Origin of the sequence: Meridianimarinicoccus zhengii (genome assembly GCF_003254465.1) — a bacterium.
Taxonomy (GTDB): Bacteria; Pseudomonadota; Alphaproteobacteria; order Rhodobacterales; family Rhodobacteraceae; genus Meridianimarinicoccus; species Meridianimarinicoccus zhengii.
Genome location: NZ_QDFI01000079.1, coordinates 1 through 17,842, shown reverse-complemented (window position 1 = coordinate 17,842; position 17,842 = coordinate 1). Strand labels below are relative to the sequence as shown.

Annotated in this window: 18 protein-coding genes; 4 read left to right on the top strand and 14 right to left on the bottom strand. The window is 57.5% G+C overall.

What is annotated here, in order from left to right:
* Nucleotides 1-30 precede the first annotated feature (30 nt).
* From DDE13_RS18735 to DDE13_RS18680, 13 genes are read right to left on the bottom strand one after another with little or no spacing between them, the layout of a single operon-like run.
* The gene (locus tag DDE13_RS18735) at nucleotides 31-726 is read right to left on the bottom strand and encodes a cytochrome c oxidase assembly protein (protein ID WP_235868774.1); all 696 of its coding nucleotides are present in this window, start codon (nucleotides 724-726) and stop codon (nucleotides 31-33) included.
* A complete protein-coding gene (locus DDE13_RS18730) occupies nucleotides 723-2,660 on the bottom strand; it encodes a penicillin acylase family protein (protein ID WP_008282833.1) in 1,938 nt (645 codons plus the stop codon). The genes DDE13_RS18735 and DDE13_RS18730 overlap by 4 nt, the downstream gene beginning before the upstream one ends.
* Before the next feature lie 24 nt (nucleotides 2,661-2,684).
* Nucleotides 2,685-2,852 carry a hypothetical protein gene (locus DDE13_RS23260; RefSeq protein ID WP_008282832.1) on the bottom strand — a complete coding sequence of 56 codons (168 nt, stop codon included), beginning with the start codon at nucleotides 2,850-2,852 and terminating at the stop codon, nucleotides 2,685-2,687.
* Nucleotides 2,852-4,423, bottom strand: coding sequence for an apolipoprotein N-acyltransferase (gene lnt, locus DDE13_RS18725; protein ID WP_050775788.1), 1,572 nt, complete (start codon nucleotides 4,421-4,423; stop codon nucleotides 2,852-2,854). Before lnt ends, DDE13_RS23260 begins: the two co-directional genes overlap by 1 nt.
* On the bottom strand, nucleotides 4,420-4,914 hold the full coding sequence (lspA, locus tag DDE13_RS18720; RefSeq protein WP_111405767.1) for a signal peptidase II: 495 nt from the start codon (nucleotides 4,912-4,914) through the stop codon (nucleotides 4,420-4,422). Before lspA ends, lnt begins: the two co-directional genes overlap by 4 nt.
* Nucleotides 4,895-5,680 (bottom strand): ZIP family metal transporter, encoded by a 786-nt coding sequence (locus tag DDE13_RS18715; RefSeq protein WP_027263699.1) that lies wholly within the window; start codon nucleotides 5,678-5,680, stop codon nucleotides 4,895-4,897. The genes lspA and DDE13_RS18715 overlap by 20 nt, the downstream gene beginning before the upstream one ends.
* A 22-nt stretch (nucleotides 5,681-5,702) precedes the next feature.
* Nucleotides 5,703-6,161, bottom strand: coding sequence for a DUF411 domain-containing protein (locus DDE13_RS18710; RefSeq protein ID WP_027263700.1), 459 nt, complete (start codon nucleotides 6,159-6,161; stop codon nucleotides 5,703-5,705).
* Nucleotides 6,162-6,164: 3 nt separating this feature from the next.
* Nucleotides 6,165-7,538: a M23 family metallopeptidase gene (locus DDE13_RS18705; protein WP_111405766.1), complete on the bottom strand. Its 1,374-nt coding sequence runs from the start codon at nucleotides 7,536-7,538 to the stop codon at nucleotides 6,165-6,167.
* Entirely contained in the window at nucleotides 7,535-8,161 is a 627-nt protein-coding gene (locus tag DDE13_RS18700) for an SCO family protein (protein WP_111405765.1), read from the bottom strand. The genes DDE13_RS18705 and DDE13_RS18700 overlap by 4 nt, the downstream gene beginning before the upstream one ends.
* On the bottom strand, nucleotides 8,161-8,628 hold the full coding sequence (locus DDE13_RS18695; RefSeq protein ID WP_111405764.1) for a copper chaperone PCu(A)C: 468 nt from the start codon (nucleotides 8,626-8,628) through the stop codon (nucleotides 8,161-8,163). The genes DDE13_RS18700 and DDE13_RS18695 overlap by 1 nt, the downstream gene beginning before the upstream one ends.
* A 28-nt stretch (nucleotides 8,629-8,656) precedes the next feature.
* Nucleotides 8,657-9,316, bottom strand: coding sequence for a DsbA family protein (locus DDE13_RS18690; RefSeq protein WP_111405763.1), 660 nt, complete (start codon nucleotides 9,314-9,316; stop codon nucleotides 8,657-8,659).
* Nucleotides 9,313-9,735, bottom strand: coding sequence for a disulfide bond formation protein B (locus tag DDE13_RS18685; RefSeq protein WP_111405762.1), 423 nt, complete (start codon nucleotides 9,733-9,735; stop codon nucleotides 9,313-9,315). Before DDE13_RS18685 ends, DDE13_RS18690 begins: the two co-directional genes overlap by 4 nt.
* 5 nt (nucleotides 9,736-9,740) lie before the next feature.
* Complete coding sequence (locus DDE13_RS18680; RefSeq protein ID WP_111405761.1) at nucleotides 9,741-10,307, bottom strand: SCO family protein; 567 nt, start codon at nucleotides 10,305-10,307, stop codon at nucleotides 9,741-9,743.
* A 618-nt stretch (nucleotides 10,308-10,925) separates the two neighbouring features.
* On the opposite strand from DDE13_RS18680, the gene DDE13_RS18675 reads away from it, so the two are divergent.
* From DDE13_RS18675 to ccmI, 4 genes are read left to right on the top strand one after another with little or no spacing between them, the layout of a single operon-like run.
* On the top strand, nucleotides 10,926-12,917 hold the full coding sequence (locus DDE13_RS18675) for a heme lyase CcmF/NrfE family subunit (RefSeq protein WP_008282980.1): 1,992 nt from the start codon (nucleotides 10,926-10,928) through the stop codon (nucleotides 12,915-12,917).
* A 4-nt stretch (nucleotides 12,918-12,921) separates the two neighbouring features.
* Nucleotides 12,922-13,473 carry a DsbE family thiol:disulfide interchange protein gene (locus DDE13_RS18670; protein WP_027263707.1) on the top strand — a complete coding sequence of 184 codons (552 nt, stop codon included), beginning with the start codon at nucleotides 12,922-12,924 and terminating at the stop codon, nucleotides 13,471-13,473.
* Nucleotides 13,470-13,955, top strand: coding sequence for a cytochrome c-type biogenesis protein (locus DDE13_RS18665; protein WP_037240132.1), 486 nt, complete (start codon nucleotides 13,470-13,472; stop codon nucleotides 13,953-13,955). Before DDE13_RS18670 ends, DDE13_RS18665 begins: the two co-directional genes overlap by 4 nt.
* Nucleotides 13,952-15,103: a c-type cytochrome biogenesis protein CcmI gene (gene ccmI, locus DDE13_RS18660; RefSeq protein WP_027263709.1), complete on the top strand. Its 1,152-nt coding sequence runs from the start codon at nucleotides 13,952-13,954 to the stop codon at nucleotides 15,101-15,103. Before DDE13_RS18665 ends, ccmI begins: the two co-directional genes overlap by 4 nt.
* A 99-nt stretch (nucleotides 15,104-15,202) precedes the next feature.
* On the opposite strand, the gene DDE13_RS18655 is transcribed toward ccmI, so the two are convergent.
* The gene (locus DDE13_RS18655; protein WP_008282976.1) at nucleotides 15,203-17,305 is read right to left on the bottom strand and encodes a protein-disulfide reductase DsbD family protein; all 2,103 of its coding nucleotides are present in this window, start codon (nucleotides 17,303-17,305) and stop codon (nucleotides 15,203-15,205) included.
* Nucleotides 17,306-17,842 lie beyond the last annotated feature (537 nt).

Sequence of the window (17,842 nt, the reverse complement as noted above, 5' to 3'; positions counted from 1 at the left end):
CCAGCGCTCCAGCGTGATCTGCGCTGAGAATCAGTAGGTTAGGAATTGTTCAGGGCGAACTTGGTAGGAGGCATAGAGGCTCACCTCTTTGAGTGTCGTCAAGGAACCCAGAAAAATGTTTGAAACGATCACCGCAAAACCGGAGATCAGCCTTGCGCCGCGCCTCGCGCCCTCAGGGGGATCTCTCGGGTCGAAGAGCATGCCGAAATACCAGATCCCTGCCAGCACCATCGCAAAATGGGCGAACACCTCGATCGCCGCGATGCGCTGCGCAAGTCCGTAAAGCACTGGAATCTGCCAGATAAAGAGCGACGTGATGAGCGCGGCAGTGGCGGTTACCGGATGTGCCAAGAGCCCCAAAGTAATAGATTTTCCAAGAGCGCCGAGGTATCGACGCCACCGTCTGTTCAAACCGGCTTGCAATAATCGCCACGGCTGAGAGACCGCGATGAGTAGTGGTCCTGCAAGGCGAAGGAGAAGATGCTCCACTTGGTGCACCGAAAAGAGGCTGTGCCCCAACGAAGCCAGAGGCGCATTCGTGGCCGCGAGAATACAGGTCAAGCCAGCGAAGAACAGAGCTTGCCGCCAAACAGAAACCGTCCCGCGAATGCGAGCGGATCGCGCGAGGCCGCGCACGTAGAACCATGCGGCCAAACTGACGGAAACAAGGGACACTGGCGAAATCGCATATCCAAACGGGTCGAAATTAAGGAAGTAGGTGATCATTGGCTCCTGTCATGTTGTATTGCTGGCCCATCGACGGACACTGGTGAAAGTCGAGATGTTCCCACTGCGCCACCTTGGGCCAAGGACAGATCAGTGGACATCGGAAGGTATTTGCCCTGCATCCACATGGGGAAAAGGTTTTCATAGAAACGTGAGAGCGGGTGGCCGGACTGACCGGCGGGCGCGATGAAATAGGATCCGGCTTCTTCCGAAAACGACATGACCGCCTGAAAATTGGTGCCCGCGCTGGTCGCGAACGGGCGGTCATTGTCAGAAGTGAACAGTGTTGCAATCAGTGTGTCGGGATCGCCGGAAGATGGGGCTTCGAGAGACAGCAGATCGCTGATGATCCCGCTCGATCGGATTGGTGCCCACCCCATATTCAAAGCGTGTGCTTCGCCCCAGGCCCAGGCGGACGGATCGGGTCCGTAGCGGTCGACAAGCCAGCCGATGGCATCATCCAGGGCCGCACGAACCTGATCCTGGCAGGTCTCGATGCGGGTAGACGGGCGGATGTCGCACCAGATTGCGCTCCCTCCGCGATCTGAAAGCACCGCAAATAGGACATCGGGATTTGGCCTGGCCCAGACCTTCGTCGCGGATGGAAATTCATCCTGAAGTATTCGCTTTTGCAACGCGCGCGCCCAGGCCCAGAACACGAGCGGCTCCGGTGAAAAGCGATCCATGTCGCCATTCCATTGGGCAAGTTGATCCAGAATATCGCCGCGAAGCTCATCTGCGCGGTTCTCTTCGAGAGCACCTGTGGAACCCACGAACCAAAGCTCTTTTGCCATTATAGGAAGAAGCGCCCGCGCGGCAGCGCTGACCGTGTCGCGCTGCACCGTAATCGCGCCCTCGACCGAGAATATCGGCTGCCGCTCATCAAGAGCAGCCAGACGGGCGTCTCGAAACGATAAAGGAGTTTCGACCTCCCTGTCAGGCCAGCGAGCAAGGGTTTCTCGGTCGATCGCAAGAATCTCCAATCCGGCTGGTGACAGGTTCATGCATGCGTCCATAGCATCGTTCACATCGGCGGACCGCGCCAGACGGTCAAGCATCATCAGAAAATTGCTGGCCTGCGCGGCCGTGGGATTCTCTGGCTCTTTAACGGCTTTCTGGGACACAGATCGGAACGCCCAAGCGACGCGTTCGCTGCGACCGACGACAATGAAGGGCACACCCGGCAATGTAGCCCCAATCGCGGCTCCGGTCGGGAGTTGAATATCCGCCAGGTACCATTCAGAAGGCAGCGATAAGGGGCCACGTATATCGGCGGCGAGAATTGGTGCTCCGGTAGCTGTTCTGTCTCCAGGCAACGCCCAAGCATCGAGGCTGACCTTGGGCGAGGTCACAAACAGCTCGGGCAAAAGAGGTCGATCCGACGGGATCGGTAGATCTGACAAGCCGGACAGGTCATTCTGCCGTCTCTCGGGTTGAAGATCGTTCAGAAACGCTTGGGCAAGTCTGAGACTATCGACGGGTCTCCAGGCTGCGATCATTCTCTCATCCGCGATCAACAGATCGGGTGAGCCTCTGCCGCGCCCGCCTTCGGACACCAGGCCAAGCCACGCGTTGACACCTGCGGCATATGCGTCGAGCGCTTGGGCTGTCGAAGGCTCAACTTCGATCGTCCGGTCAAGTGGCATCAAGGCTTGCGCTGCCCGCCTTGCCCTCAATAACTGGCCAAGCCTGTCCTGAGCGTGAACGAAACCAAGCGCGAAATAGGCGTCCGGAGCGGAGTCTGCAGAAATGTGCGGTATGGCCGCAGCATCTCGCAGAATATCGACTGGACCTTCGATACCCGCAACACTGAAATCCTCGTCATAGTCGGGGACGGAGGCGCGCAAAAGAAAGTAGACGACACCGGATACGGTCAGTCCTAATGCAAAAACCGCCAGGAGCAAGTACAGTAATATGTTGAATAGTCGTTTCAATTCGTTGCCGGTGCCAAAGTAATCTCAAGACGTGATGCGCAAGAGGATCACCGAGGCGAAAAAAGCGAGCAGGCCGAAAGCAATACCGAAGCTTGTCGCGTATTGAAGTATATCCAGGCGGTTCCCTTTCCGCCGTTGCGCCAGATAGCCACCCCAGAGCGCCCCTCCGACAAAGCCTGCGAGCACCAGCATCACGATTCCTCCGATTTTGATTTTTCTGAATTGAAACGTCGTCTGACCAATCCGACGGTAAAGGCTAGAGCCCAGACCGCACAGATGAGCGCCAGCGATGTCCAATCACCGAAACGTGCGTAAGGTGTGGGCGCAAGCGCTGTCGGCAGGCTGGCATCTATGACTCCAGTTTGTCCGGTCTCGAGGCGCGCGATGATCTCTCCCTTGGCGTCGATGATCGCGGAAATCCCGGTGTTGGCCGCCCGGACTACAGGAAGCCCTTCTTCGACCGCGCGCATGCGCGCGGAGGCGAGGTGCTGCTCGGGTCCGATGCTGGTCCCGAACCAGGCATCATTTGTGGCGTTGAAAATCCAGTCGGGGCGAAAAAGGTCATCGACTACCTGGCCCGGAAAAATGATTTCGTAACAGATCGCCACCGCGACCAGAGGCGCACCCGGGATCGCCAGCGTGCGTGGCCCTGGTCCTGGCGTGAAATCACCCAAACCTTCGGTCAGCCGCTCGATCGGCAGCCAGCCTCTCAGGGGCACATATTCCCCGAACGGAACAAGATGATGTTTTGCATATCCCGTCAGAATTTCGCCGCTGCCGTCATAGGCTTGAACCGTGTTGAAATATCGGGTTCCCCCATCGCCCTCTACGCGGTCAGGCACGCCTGTCAAAAGGATCCTGCCGTCTGGCAGAACCGTGGATAGCCGCCTACGCGCCAAGGCGTCCTCGTCCAGAAAACCGGGAAAGGCCGTTTCCGGCCACAGCAACAGGTCGAAGCGTCCAGGTTGCGCCGACAAGCCCAAATATTTCTCCAGCGTTCGCTCGCGGCTGCCCGGTGCCCACTTCTCGACTTGCGGCACATTGCCTTGGACGATGCGCAAAGCGCTGTCCGTCGGAGGCACATTCGTCCCTAAACGCAGCGCGCCGCCACCCCAGAGGCCCATCACCACAACGGCGAAGAGCACGAGAACAGGCACGCGTCTGTTTGGTGCCGCCACAATCAACACACCGGGCAACAGCCCTATAAAGACCGTGAGAAAGCTCAGCCCATAGCTTCCTACCCAGGCGGCGGGTTGGCGCAGAGCGGCGTGTTCGACAAGGGCATAAGCGGCAAGGTTCCAGGGAAACCCTGTCAGGACATGACCACGCAGCCATTCTGCGGCAACCCAGCAGGTTGCAAGCAGAAGACCTGCCGTAGTGTCGCCGACAGCACGGCGCTGCATGATGGTGGCAAATAACATCGCCGCAATCGCCGGGAAAATGGCCAGTCCGGCGGACAGTCCCGCGACTGCCGGGATCGCAAGGGCACCGAAACGTTCGGAATCGACGTAAAAGCTCTCGGCGATCCAGGAAACTCCAAACCCGAACTGGCCCATTCCGAAGACCCAGCCGATGAAGAAGGCAGGCGCTGTCGAAACCTGCCGGAGGACGAGAAAGAGTGCTGAGAAGGCGACTGGAACAACGATGAGCCATGAGAATGGTGGAAGGGTTAAAACCGTTAAACCGCCCGCTGCAAAGCTAATCCCTGATCGCAGGGGAATGTAACGGCCACGACCCGTCAGTGGTCGCAAGCCCGCCATCATGTGCCTGTTTTCAACTTGGCGCTCAACCAAGGGGCTATGAGCAGTAGGCCCACGCCACTGACCACGAAAACATCCGCCATGTTGAAGGCGGGCCAATGCGTGGATCCGACATAGAAATCGAGGAAGTCCGTCACACTCCGAAACCGGATGCGGTCGAGGACGTTGCCGAGCGCGCCACCGATAATCGCGCCATAGGCGATAGCCTCAACCGGGTTGGCAGTGCGTACCAACATGACTGTTAACCAGCCGCAGACAGCTAGGGCCAACGCCGTAAGGCTCCACCATGGCGCTCCACCAAGCAGTCCGAACGTCACGCCATCGTTGCGCAGATAGATAAGATTGAAACCGGGAAAGACCGGAATTCCAGCGCTCAAATCTGCCGCGTTGGCGACGACAATTGCTTTTGTCACCTGATCGACAAGAAAAGCAACTCCAGCCGCTATGAAACCTTGGAAATGGGTCAGTTTCATCTCATCCTCCCAGCCATACATCGAGGAACAACATGATCACGAGGCCGACTGCGAGACCGAGTGTCGCCCTGTTTTGATGGCCTGAACGGTGGGTTTCGGGAATGATTTCGTGGCTGATGACGTAGAGCATCGCCCCGGCGGCGAAGGCGAGTCCCCATGGCAACAGCGGCTGCGAGATGCTGATGATCCCAGCCCCAAGAAGCCCACCTACCGGCTCGACAAGACCTGTCAGGGCGGCAATCCCCCACGCACGGCGCCTGGAATACCCCTCACCAAGCAATGAGACCGCTACGGCGAGACCCTCGGGAGCGTTTTGCAGCCCAATGCCAATCGCAAGCGGCAAGCCACCAGACAGACCGTCAGCCCCGAACCCGACACCAACGGCGAGTCCTTCGGGGAAATTGTGGATCGTGATTGCAATGATGAAGAGCCAGACGCGGCGCAGCGAAGCAGAGTTTGGGCCTTCCCGCCCCGTCTTGAAATGCTCATGCGGCAGCCGTTCGTTCATCAGAGCGACCGCGCCCATGCCAAGCAGAATCGCGACACAAACGATGGCCGCCGGCAGAGCACCGTTGTCGAACTGTCCTTCAGCTGCGTCGAGAGCCGGGATGATCAGCGAGAAAAACGAGGCCGCGAGCATGACACCCGCTGCGAAGCCAAGCAGCAGATCGCGCGTAGCCCGCGAGGGGATGCGCCCGAAAAGAACGGGGATCGCCCCGACCGCGGTCAGCGATCCGGCGGCCAGGCTTCCAAGAAAGCCAAGGGTAATTGAGGAGAAGGGTTCCAAGCGCTGAGGTCTCGCCGATACGTCAATCAGCGGCCGAATAGCTGCTAAAGATCTCGGTCGATCCATCGCCGCGGATCAGGAACACGTCATAAGCCTCACGATCATCCTCCGGTCCCATGCCCGGCGAGCCATAGGGCATTCCCGGCACCGCCAGCCCCACTGCATCTGGACGCTCGTCCAACAAACGCTGAATGTCTGATGACGGTACATGACCTTCGATCACGTAGCCGTCGACCAAAGCCGTATGGCAGGAGACCATGCGCTGAGGCACGCCATTGTCGAGTTTGAAGCGCACAAGAGATCCCCCGAACATGTCCTCGCCTGTCGGCGCGAATCCGCTTTCCTCGAGGTGCTTCATCCAGGACAGACAACAGCCGCAGCCGTTTGTCTTCCGGACGTCAATCTGGATCGCATCGGCGACAACTTGCGCCGCGGGAAACAAGGCCAGCGTGACTGCAAGGGCGGGAGCCAGTCGTTTCATGGATTATAGCCTTTCGGTTGTTGTTTGCACAAATTCGCTGGTGAGCCTCTCGGCCAGTAGCGAGCGTGCCTCAGCCAATCGCTCAAGTGCAGCCGTGTCATCCGCATCCCGCTCGGCCGCCTCTGCCAGTCGGTCGTCTGAGAGAGGATCGGTCGGGCGACCATCGACCAGAACCTCATAATGCAGATTTGGGCCGGTCGCGGTGCCGGTTGCACCAACGCGCCCGATCATGTCTCCGGCCATCACGCGCTGCCCTTGTTCAAGTGTGTCCGGCACCTCGCTGAGATGTGCGTATCGTGTCAGGGTGTCGGATCCATGCGCTATCTCCACTACCCGGCCATATCCACCACGACGTCCGATGAAGCTTACGCGTCCGGGCGCCGTCGCTTTCACCGGCGTACCGCTTGCCGCAGCAAAGTCGACGCCGGTGTGCATGCGCACGTTCCCATAGACTGGGTGTGTGCGACGGCCAAAGACGGAACTCAGCCGCGCTCCCTCCACCGGTTGGGCAAAGATACGCAGGACCTCTCCATCAACATAAATCGTCGCTTTACCGCTGCCGTCATCCGGCCAGACGATCTCGTAGACCGTTTCACCAAGATTCAGTGCGGCAAAGGCAAGTTCAGGCTGACCGATCCTCTCGTTTCCGTCGCGCGCTTCGCGCCAAAGAAGACGCATCGTCTCGCCACCGGAAAGTTCGCGTCGAAAATCCACTGTGCCGCCCAGCATCTGCGCCATGTCGACCGCAAAGCGCGCAGGGATGCCCGCCTTGTCCAATGCCGCGAAGACAGAGCTTTCGATCACTGCCTCGCCCGCGAACGTCACTATTTCAGGGTCTGGCTCCAATAGGCGGGTGGCAAGCTGTTCGCCGAAGGCGGTCTCAATCCGGACACCGTCTTCGACGGCGAGTTCTACGCGACGCGGCGTGCCGTCCGTTGTGGAAACCACGGTAATGACGTGACCCGGACGCAAACGGCGCAGATCATATTCCGCGCCAATCGACAAGGCGATTTCAGCGCGATCCGAAGCATCCAATCCCGCATCTGAAAGGACCGCATCAAGCGTCTGTCCCGATGCAATCTCGCGCGACCAGGTCACGAGGGGGGACTCGATAGATGGCAACGAGGTATCAGCCAGTGAGACGGGCAGGAGGGGCACCGGCTTGAACTCGAACGCGATGTCTGCCGGGGCAACTGAAGGGCGGACAGAATTGATTTCGGCAATCCGAGGCGGCGCGAGCGGATCGGGGGTCCAGAGGGTCGCTTCCGCAATCGCAGGGGGCACCGGTTCTTTGGAAAGAACGCCCGAGATGGCGATGGCGGCACCCGAAAATGCGCCTGCGACCGCCACGGCCGCCAAGACAGTTCTTATCTTCATGTTGCCCCCTCTACGTCTTCTGACAGTGCACGCCGGATCTTCGGCACTGCGAATTCTCTTGGCTCGTGATAGTCGATCATGGTGACAAGTTCACCCTTGGCATCGAACAGGAATACGCTTGCCGTATGGTTCATTGTATAGTCGCCGCCTTCGGTCGGGACGCGCTCATATGAGGCACGAAATCCTTCTGCAGCGCGGGCAACCTGGTTTGCCGGCCCAGTCCAGCCGCGAATAGCCGGATGAAAATAGCCGACATATTCGGCCATGGCCTCCACCGTGTCCCGCTCCGGATCGACTGTGATGAAGACCACGTTCATCCGCGCGGCTTCGTCTCCGAGATCTTCAAGCCAACCTGAGATATCCGATAACGTCGTGGGGCAGACATCCGGGCAGTAGGTGAACCCGAAAAACACCATGGTCGGGCGTCCAATCAGGGTTTCTGGGCCCACTTCATTGCCTTCGTGATCGGTCAGTCGGAAATCCATCGCCGACAGGCGGAGAGGCCTTTTGCCGGCCGGTTTTGGTGCGCCGGGACCGTCTACCCGCCACCAGCCGACCCCGAGCATCAGAGCGACAGCGCCTACACCGGCTGCACCGTATTGGACCACATGCCGACGCTGCATCAGCTCTCCGGCCCGCGCGCGGCGATCCCCAGAATTGGGACCTCGACAGTCACTTCACCACCGTCCGAGAACGTCAGTGTCAGTGGGAAGGTCTCGCCTTCGATCATCGGGTTTTGCAGCTTCATGAGCATGGCGTGCAGTCCGCCCGGTTCCAATGCTACGCTTTGGCCCGGTTCAATCGTGATTTCGTCAGCAGGCGCCATAGAACTGACGCCGTCGGCGTTGGTTTTCGTCTCATGGATCTGGGGCATCACGGCCAGTGGTGTTGTAAGCCCGGTCAGCGTGATCGTGTCTTCACCGGTGTTGCGCACGGTCATATAGGCGGCACCAGGGCGGTTGATCCCGATTGAAGCACGGGACCACGCGTTTTCGACGACCACATCCTCCGAACCGGCAAATGCTGGAGTCGACATGCCCGAGAGTAGCAAGACAAGGGGCAAACCATTGATGTAAGTTAGTTTTGTCATGAAGAATTCTCCTGTATCTGGCCGAGCATCAACTTTGGCTGGCCGCAACTTCCGCAGCCACCAGTCGCCGCAGTTCGGCCTCACCGAACGGGTCTAATGGCTTGGCGTTGACGAAGAACGTGGGCGTTTGTCGCACGCCTACCGCTTCGACATCAGCGCGGTCCTGATTGAGCACCGCCACGACACCAGGGGCCAGCATCTGTGTCCGAGCAGCTTCGACATCCAGACCACCGCTTGCGGCAATCTCAAGGATCAAACCCGGTGCCGGAGTGCCATGGGACGCCCATCGTGGCTGCTCGCGCAACACAGCTTCCAGCACGGGTTCGAACACATCCTGCATCCGCGCAGCTTCGAGAACACGGATCGCTTCCACCGAAGCTTCCCCGTGAAAGGCAGTGTATCGAATGACGACACGGACCGCACCACCGTGCTCAGTCATGATGTCCTTGACCACGGGATAGAAGGCGCGGCAGGCCTCGCAAGCTGGATCGAAAAACTCGACAATCGTGACAGGTGCCGTTTCGGGGCCGAGGATCGGGGAATAGGGCCGGATCAGCACATCGTTCACTTCAGGCGCGACAGGGACTGCCTCTGCAATGGGTTGGGGGCGGGTGGCATACCAGGCCGCGCCGCCAAAACCTGCGGCACCAACAGCCAGAACGGATAGAACGAGACCGCGTCGATTCATGTTTGTTTTTCCTTCAGTGAAATGGCCGACAGCATCCCGATCATCGTGAAGGCGACAAGCGCCATCAGCGGAATCGGAATGCCGAAGACCACCTGGTTGTCGTCGGTACAAGAGGGGCCGGTCGCCGTGCAGGGCTGGATCGCCTCGGGGATCAGCCCGACATAGAGGCCGATGTGATACAACGCCACCGCCGCCCCCCCAAGCGCCAGCGCAACGCCATAGCGCCCCACGCGGGGATCTTGCCACCACAGCCCGAGCCCAAGAACGACAGCCAGGGGGAACATGAAGGCGCGCTGGAACCAGCAAAGGACGCAAGGCGTTTGACCAAGAACCTCGCCAATAAAGAGCACGGCAAGCGATGAGATAAGCGCAATGATCCAAGCAAGAACAAGGGCCGTTTCTCCGGAAAGTCGGGTCATGACGATCAGATCCTCTCTCTCAGATCCGCAAGGATCTCTTCGGCGGGTGTGCCGTAGGGCCAGGAATCGGCGAAGCCCGCCTGCGGATCAAAAAGGAACAGGTGCGATGTGTGCCCCATTGTATAGCCATCCGGCGCGCTGGCCTCGTCTATCCGTTCGAAGTAAATCGGAAAGGTTTCAGCGGTCTCAGCGATCTGATCGGATGTTCCGGTCAGACCGATGATGCCTGCATCAAAGCGCGGCACAAAGTCGGCAAGAGCCATTGGCGTATCGCGTTCGGGATCAATCGAGATGAAGATCGGCTGCACTTTTGCGGCATCCTCGCCAAGTCCATCCATGACCGCCGCCACCTCTGCAAGCGTCGTCGGGCAGACATCTGGGCAATTGGCGAACCCAAAGAACACAAGCATCCAGCGACCCGCAAAGTCCTCTTCGGTGCGGATCATGCCCATATGGTCCGTCAGTTCGAACTGCGCAAGGAAAGGTGGTTCGGTCTCGGCTTGGGAAATATCGGCGCGGTAGTCCGCCCACAGTAACAGCCAGATGAAAACGAGCGCCGCGACGCCCGCCAAAACCCGTAGTACTTTCTGAAGACCTGATAGCCGCACGCCGCTCCGCCCGAATTTGATTCTATATTTTAGGCGCGTTTACACCCTCTAGCTACTGTAGGTTCAAGCGTGATTCTTGCCCTGCGGCAGCACGTCACGCACCTGTGAAGCTAATGCTCTCTATTCAGCGCTTCAAAACCTGCCGTCACTCAATGTTTCGCTGCTTCGTCTGACCCTGCAGGTGGCCATCAAGGGAAGGCAACGGCAATTTCCGCTAAATCCGACGCCTGCGGAAACCGGGCCTGCAGATACAAAGCTGCTACGCAGATGCACTGCAAGCATGGGTCATTTTTTAAGGTATCAGTCTAAAATAACGCTTGAACCTACAGCGACTACAGGAACTACAAAGGACGCGAATCAACTGTCGGATCCTGCTCACGGCATGCACGCGCAAAGAACTTCATCCCATTCGGTTTTCCGCCCAACCCCAACTCGGTTGCGATTCACAGAAGCGAACACAGGCGGAAAGTGGAGAATGTCGCGATATGATCTCACTAGAATGGACGATGAACATGCTGAACTATCCCGATGCGGAAACCTTGTCCGGCTCGGATGCAGAAGCGCTACTCAGGAGGACGCAAAATGACACCTGAGATCGGACAATTCGCCCTTACCCTCGCGCTTGCCGTCGCGATTGTTCAAAGCATCTTGCCAATTGTCGGAGCAAGCACGGGACGCGTGCTTTGGATGGAAAGTGCAAAGACAACAGCGGTGCTTCAGGTGACGTTAGTTGCAATTGCGTTTGGCGCGCTCATGCGCTCCTTTGTTGTCAGTGATTTCACGGTTCGAAACGTGGTTGAAAATTCCCACTCTCTGAAGCCGATGATCTTCAAGGTTGCCGGCACTTGGGGCAGCCACGAAGGGTCTCTAGTTCTCTGGACCTTTATTCTCGTACTTTTCGGGGCTGGGGTCGCGCTGCTGGGCAGAAACATTCCGGTTGGTCTCAAAGCGCGAACTCTATCCGTTCAAGCCTGGATCAGCGTCGGTTTCCTGAGCTTCATGCTCTTTACATCCAATCCGTTCGAGCGGGTGTTTCCGCCGCCTCTGGATGGCACAGACCTTAATCCTCTGCTGCAGGACATCGGGTTGGCGATGCATCCCCCGCTCTTGTATTTTGGGTATGTCGGCTTCTCGATCGTCTTCTCCTTCGCGGTCGCGGCTCTGATAGAGGGTCGGGTGGATCCCGCATGGGCGCGTTGGGTGCGGCCTTGGACTCTGACGGCCTGGATCAGCCTCACTGCGGGGATCGCACTCGGCTCTTGGTGGGCCTATTACGAACTTGGCTGGGGCGGCTGGTGGTTTTGGGACCCGGTGGAAAACGCATCCTTCATGCCATGGCTGCTGGGTACGGCACTCCTGCACTCCGCTATCGTCACGGAAAAGCGGGACACGTTCAAAAGCTGGACCATTCTTTTGGCCATCCTGACCTTTTCACTGTCACTTCTGGGGACATTTATCGTCCGATCCGGCATTTTGACATCCGTTCACGCGTTCGCGGTCGACCCGGCGCGCGGCGTGTACATTCTCGGCCTTCTTGGCGTAACCATTGTCGGCTCACTGACACTTTACGCATGGCGCGCGCCTCAGCTTGGATCGGGTGGCGTATTTCGGCCGATTAGCCGCGAGGCGGGGCTTTTGCTCAACAACCTTCTGCTCGCGACCGCAACGGCGACCGTCCTTTTTGGAACACTCTATCCGTTGTTTGTGGAAGCGGTGACTGATGAAAAGATCTCTGTAGGACCACCGTATTTCAACGCGACGTTTATCCCTTTCATGCTGCCGCTAGTCATCATCATGGGAATTGGCCCATTCCTGTCTTGGAAACGGGCCGATCTTCCCGGTATCTGGCAGCGGCTGCGTTTGGTTTTTGGTATCGCGATTGGTGTTGCGGGGATCGTTTGGTACCTTCAGACAGACGGGCCCCTGCTTGCAGTGGTCTCAATAGGGATTGCAGCCTGGGTTTTTGTTGCAACGTTGCGCGAATGGGCGTTGCGCATCAAGCTCTTTGATTTACCCCTTTCACAGTCGCTGCGTCGCGCGCGGAACTTGCCGCGCGCTGCGCACGGTATGACGCTCGCGCATCTTGGCGTTGCAATGCTTGTGCTTGGGTTTGTAGGTTCCACAGCCTGGAAGGAAGAACGTGTTCTTTTCGCAGAACCGGGGACGACCGTGGAAATCGCCGGTTTTGAGGTAATATTCGACGGTGTCGAACGGTTGCGTGGTCCAAACTACATCGCACAACAAGGCCAGCTTCGCGTCTTGAAAGATGGACGGGAGATTACGCTTCTTCGTCCGGAGCGCAGAAACTATCCAGTTGCGGGGACGTCCACAACCGAATCTGCAATCCGATCAACGCTCAGAGGTGATCTCTACGTCACCATCAGTGAGCCTGCGACCGAAAAGGCGTCGGGCCAGTGGAATTTGCGCATTCTCTACGAACCACTGGTTAATTGGATATGGATCGGAGCGACGATGCTGGTGCTTGGCGGGTCCCTTTCGCTATCGGACCGCAGATTGCGGGTGGGTGCGCCGTCGCCAAAAAGCCGGTCGTCAGCGCTTCAACCGGCGGAATGATATGATGAAGAAAATCCTTCTCGCGATGCCAGCGCTGGTCGCAGTGGTCTTGGGTGGATTTTTGTTCTGGGGGCTCAACCCAGACCGAGATCCTAACGCAATTCCTTCCGCTTTGGTCTCCGAACCAGTTCCGGATTTTGAGCTTCCACCGGTAGAGAGCACGCAGACCCCCGGACTGTCGGCCGCAGCCCTTCGTAGCATTGGCGAGCCGGTTTTGGTCAATGTATTCGCTTCATGGTGCGTGCCCTGTCGTGCTGAGCATGCGGTGCTAACCAGGCTTGTTGAACAGGACGGTGTTCGGCTGATGGGGATTAACTACATGGACAAACCAGCAGATGCCGCAAACTGGCTGGAGGAGCTTGGCAACCCCTATGAGAGGATCGGATCAGACAGCGAGGGCCGGGTCGGTATCGAATGGGGTATTTCGGGGGTGCCTGAGACGTTTGTGATCGATGCGAACGGTATCGTAGTCTATCGCTACGTTGGTCCCATTGTGACGCCAGAGGCACAGGATGAAATTCGTGCTGCGTTGGCCGCAGCAGGTGGTCAATCATGAAGAGTTGGCTCTATTCACTGGTGCTGATGCTTGCCGCAACAACCGCGGCATGGGCTGTGGAGCCAGATGAGTTGCTGGATGATCCGGTGCTTGAGTCGCGCGCCCGGGAGCTCTCAAAGCAGCTACGCTGCGTTGTCTGCCAGAATCAGGATATCGATAGCTCAAATGCGGGTGTTGCCCGAACGATGCGCACCTTGCTGCGCGAACGTCTGATTGCAGGTGAAACAAATGACGAGATCATTGCGTTTTTCGTAGATCGATATGGTGACTTCGTCCTGTTCAGGCCGCGACTGAAACCCGCCACGTATCTGTTGTGGTTCGGACCAGCGGTTCTTTTTGCCGTTGGGATTGGCGTTGTCTTTGTCACAATCAGGTGCCGAAGCAGGGCCGTTCTTGATGGCACTGCTGATCCACTGAGCCCCGATGAAGAGCGTGAGTTCGAAGCCATTTTTCATGAAAATGAAGGACGGAGAGACCCATGATTTGGTTGGTGTTAGGCGCGATGGCATCCATCACTGTCCTTCTGTTCTTGTCCGGTCTCTATCGAACGGGTGAAGTCCTGAACAGAAAGGATGGAGCGTTGGTTATCCTCAAGGATCAGCTTTCCGAAATTGATACTGATCAAGAGCGGAATCTGATATCCGTTACCGAGGCCGACGCGGCCAGGGTTGAAATCAAACGCCGCATTCTGGCTGCCGGTCGGCTTGCGACACGTGAATCGTCGCGCGCAAGTGGGCGAAGCACCATCTTCGCGTCCGCCATTGCCACGCCATTGGTAGCCTTCGCTCTGTATTCTCAAATCGGCTCGCCACAGATCGAAAGCCAGCCTCTGGCGTCTCGCGCATCTGAAACCCAGGAAGCCGCAAACCTCTCAGAGTTGACCCAGAGACTAAAAACCCGGCTTGAAGCAGACGAGTCTGGTGGACCAAGTGATGGTTGGGTTCTGCTCGGTCAGACCTATATGCGTATGGCTCGTTACGATGATGCCGCCGATGCATTCGAACGCGTCACTGTCCGCGACAATGCAGATATCTCAACCCTATTGCTATATGCCGAGGCCTTGATCGCAGCCGAGAACGGGATCGTGACGCCGCAAGCGGAAAGCGTGATCGAACGCGCATCGGAGATGGACCCCGATGATCCAGGCCCAATTTTCTATAGAGCCCGGATCCTCGAACAGGACGGGGTTCCAGATGAAGCGAGGACGCTTTTGATCGAGCGCCTCAAGAGAGCGGATCGCGCCTATCCGTGGATGGAACTTTTCCTGTCTGTCGCCAACCGATTGGGGGAACAGGTTGGAGAGAGCCCTGTCACCCTAGCTGATTTCTTTCCGGACTCTCGGGACGCGCGTAGCCCCGGTGCGGCCGATATCGAGGCCGCTCAGGACATGTCGGTCGAGGAACGCAGCGCTTTCGTCCGCTCCATGGTTGACCGCTTGGCGGCGCGATTGTTGGATGACCAAGACAATCTTGAAGGATGGCTTCGGCTTGCGGAGGCGTACAGTGTATTGGGTGACTTTGATGCTGCCCAGAACGCCGCCGACAATGCGCGCACCTTGGCCGAAAGCCTTCCGGAAACCGACCCTATGCGTGCCGCCGCCACGGCCCGATTGGATCGGATCAACAAATAAATTGGGGCCGCGTGGTCTCAGATACATAACAGCTTTCCTTTCACCTGAAACTAAACCACTGTAGGTTCTGCCTCCCTTGAGCAATGCAACGGCACTATGTCATCGTTTTCGGACAGCGCTGAGATTGGCAGCCGACAGTGCTTCGAGAACGGCATCCGCAGATAGTAGTTCAGATAAAATGATACCTTCAGGAGCATCTGGACCGTAGACGATGTTGAGCGGAATTGCGTATCTGCCGTGCGCCTCGAGATAGGATTGGATTTTCGCGTCCGGTCGCGTCCAATCCGCGCGCATCGCAATCACGCCTTCCTCGCCAAGTGCTCCCAAAACTGGTTCACGATCCAGGACCAGGGTTTTGTTTGCTTTACAAGTGATGCACCAATCCGCAGTAACGTCCACGAAGACAGTTTTGCCCTGCGACACTTCACGCGCGATCCGGGACCGGTCGAACTCGACCCAGTAAGAAGTGATCGAGGCTGTTACATCATCGGAGCTTTTTGGCAGCAGTGCAGGGGCCGCCAACGTCATGCCCAAAACCGCAGTCATTCCCCACAGCAAACCGTTACGAGGCTGAACCTGATAGGCTCTCGCCGCCAGTACGATGAGCCCAAGACCCAGCAGCACCAGGCCTGTGAGAGTTGGCGACGTCACACCAATCAAGACCCAGCATAGCCATGCAACGGTTCCGGCAAGCAGCAATCCGAGAACGATCTTCACGCTTATCATCCAGGGTCCCGGTTTGGGCAGTCGAGACAGGAAACCAGGCCAAGCGGCAACCAGAATATATGGCAGTGCAAGCCCAATCCCCATCGCTGTGAAAACCGCAAGTATATCGCCTGTCGTGCCAGAAAGGGCGAAGGCAATGGCTGTCCCCAGCAACGGGGCTGAACAAGGCGTTGCAAGTATCGCAGCCAGAGCGCCGGTGGAGAAGTCTTCGGCATACCCCCGCCCAAAGCGGCCAGATAGCCTAACCATCCAGCTGCTGGGCAAAGAAATTTCAAAAACTCCAAACAAATTTGCCGCAAAGAGTCCGACAACGAGAATGAGTGCAATTAGGAAATATGCATTCTGAAACTGCACACCCCATCCAACGGCATATCCGAGCGTCTGCAGCGCTATGACCGCCAAGGCCAGCACCCACATAAAAGCAACAGTTCCCACAGCCGTAGCGAGAAATCCCGCGCGCAATTGTGAAAGGGAGCGATTCTTCATTCGGAGCGCCGACCCGAACTTAATCGATAGAACTGGCAAGACGCATGGCATTGCGTTCAGTATCAACCCTCCCAGGAAGGACAGCAAGAGAATCGGGAAAAACTGACCCCTATCTTGGCTGGTCTCGGATGCGTAAGGTGGCGCAGGTACAACGTCGGTAGTGTTCACATCATCGAATGTAACCGCGACACCCTCGTCTACGACCGTAATTCGAAGGGAGGTTTGTTCCTCGCTTAACGCGAGAATCGGGATACTTGCCCAGAGACCGGTGCGATCACTTGTAAGGCGGATGTCGGGTGCGCCGAATGCAGAGCCTGCACCAAACTCTGGAAAAAGATCGGGATTGTTCCAGCCAGAAGGCCGCGTCATTTGAACAACCAATGCCTGATCCTGCTTCAGCGATGCGCCCGAGACCGCTATTGCACTTTCTGGCCCTGCAACAGGTACGCGAGCGGCCCATGTCGCGATATCGGTCGCGGCTTTCGCATCGACGCCCGTTCCCAATGGCACAGGGAGTGTCAATTCAAACCTTTCCGGAATGCACACATTGGAGCAGATCAGCAGATCGACGAGTCCCTTCAGCTCGGCCGCTCTATCAGAGTTCGCAAGCCGCAACTGCAATGGAAATATTACTTGTTTGGCATAGCCGAAATTTTCAATTCCGAAGGCGCGGAAACGCGTGGGTGCGGGCCAAAGCATGTCGACGGATTCAAGGTTTGTGGACCCCTCCCAATCGATCTCTGGCGGCAGGCCAACCTCGCCTGGCGACCGCCAGTACGCTTTCCATCCTTCCTCCAGTTCAATCTTCAAACCCGCCGAAAGGAACTGCGATCCTGGGGCGATTCCTGCTTCCGCGACGATCAAACGTGCCGTCAGAACTTCGGAACGATACGCATTGGATTCCAAGGCGCGAACAGGGCTTGCCACAAAAACAAGAAAGAGTGCGAGACTGATAAGCAATCCCTGATACCCTGCCAAGGTTGTACGCATATTCTGACCTCTTTTTCTTCGCGCTCAGTCTCGGGAAGTTACAGCAACGTGCTAGTCCCGAACGCCTTTGTGACGGCGTCGACCCCTCAAACAGTGGGCAGAGCCAAGACTCCGACCAACTAGGCGACAGCGATGCTCGTCTGGGCTTCCTACAAAACAGTCGTTTTTCCGCGTCGAACGCAAGCTGGACCCGCTCTCCATGGTGTCGCGCTCTCAGGCTAGCGCCGTTTCAAGGTTAGTCCTTTTTTGTCTGTTCACGATACTTACGATAGTGCGCCCGTCGAGACCCGATGCTGGGCGACAAAATAGTCGCACCACAACAACGACCAGATGAAAACGAGCGCCGCCACACCCGCCAAAACCCGTAGTACTTTCTGAAGACCTGATAGCCGCACGCCGCTCCGCCCGAATTTGATTCTATATTTTAGGCGCGTTTACACCCTCTAGCTACTGTAGGTTCAAGACCTATTCTGGATGAAAGAGTTCGCCCTGAACAATTCCTAACCTACTGATTCTCAGCGCAGATCACGCTGGAGC

Excerpts from the sequence above, each read along its gene's own strand:
- DDE13_RS18735 (WP_235868774.1), bottom strand. The coding sequence starts at position 726 with ATGATCACCTACTTCCTTAATTTCGACCCGTTTGGATATGCGATTTCG.
- DDE13_RS23260 (WP_008282832.1), bottom strand. The coding sequence starts at position 2,852 with ATGCTGGTGCTCGCAGGCTTTGTCGGAGGGGCGCTCTGGGGTGGCTAT.
- lnt (WP_050775788.1), bottom strand. The coding sequence starts at position 4,423 with ATGATGGCGGGCTTGCGACCACTGACGGGTCGTGGCCGTTACATTCCC.
- lspA (WP_111405767.1), bottom strand. The coding sequence starts at position 4,914 with ATGTATGGCTGGGAGGATGAGATGAAACTGACCCATTTCCAAGGTTTC.
- DDE13_RS18710 (WP_027263700.1), bottom strand. The coding sequence starts at position 6,161 with ATGAAACGACTGGCTCCCGCCCTTGCAGTCACGCTGGCCTTGTTTCCC.
- DDE13_RS18705 (WP_111405766.1), bottom strand. The coding sequence starts at position 7,538 with ATGAAGATAAGAACTGTCTTGGCGGCCGTGGCGGTCGCAGGCGCATTT.
- DDE13_RS18700 (WP_111405765.1), bottom strand. The coding sequence starts at position 8,161 with ATGCAGCGTCGGCATGTGGTCCAATACGGTGCAGCCGGTGTAGGCGCT.
- DDE13_RS18695 (WP_111405764.1), bottom strand. The coding sequence starts at position 8,628 with ATGACAAAACTAACTTACATCAATGGTTTGCCCCTTGTCTTGCTACTC.
- DDE13_RS18690 (WP_111405763.1), bottom strand. The coding sequence starts at position 9,316 with ATGAATCGACGCGGTCTCGTTCTATCCGTTCTGGCTGTTGGTGCCGCA.
- DDE13_RS18685 (WP_111405762.1), bottom strand. The coding sequence starts at position 9,735 with ATGACCCGACTTTCCGGAGAAACGGCCCTTGTTCTTGCTTGGATCATT.
- DDE13_RS18675 (WP_008282980.1), top strand. The coding sequence starts at position 10,926 with ATGACACCTGAGATCGGACAATTCGCCCTTACCCTCGCGCTTGCCGTC.
- DDE13_RS18670 (WP_027263707.1), top strand. The coding sequence starts at position 12,922 with ATGAAGAAAATCCTTCTCGCGATGCCAGCGCTGGTCGCAGTGGTCTTG.
- DDE13_RS18665 (WP_037240132.1), top strand. The coding sequence starts at position 13,470 with ATGAAGAGTTGGCTCTATTCACTGGTGCTGATGCTTGCCGCAACAACC.
- ccmI (WP_027263709.1), top strand. The coding sequence starts at position 13,952 with ATGATTTGGTTGGTGTTAGGCGCGATGGCATCCATCACTGTCCTTCTG.
- DDE13_RS18655 (WP_008282976.1), bottom strand. The coding sequence starts at position 17,305 with ATGCGTACAACCTTGGCAGGGTATCAGGGATTGCTTATCAGTCTCGCA.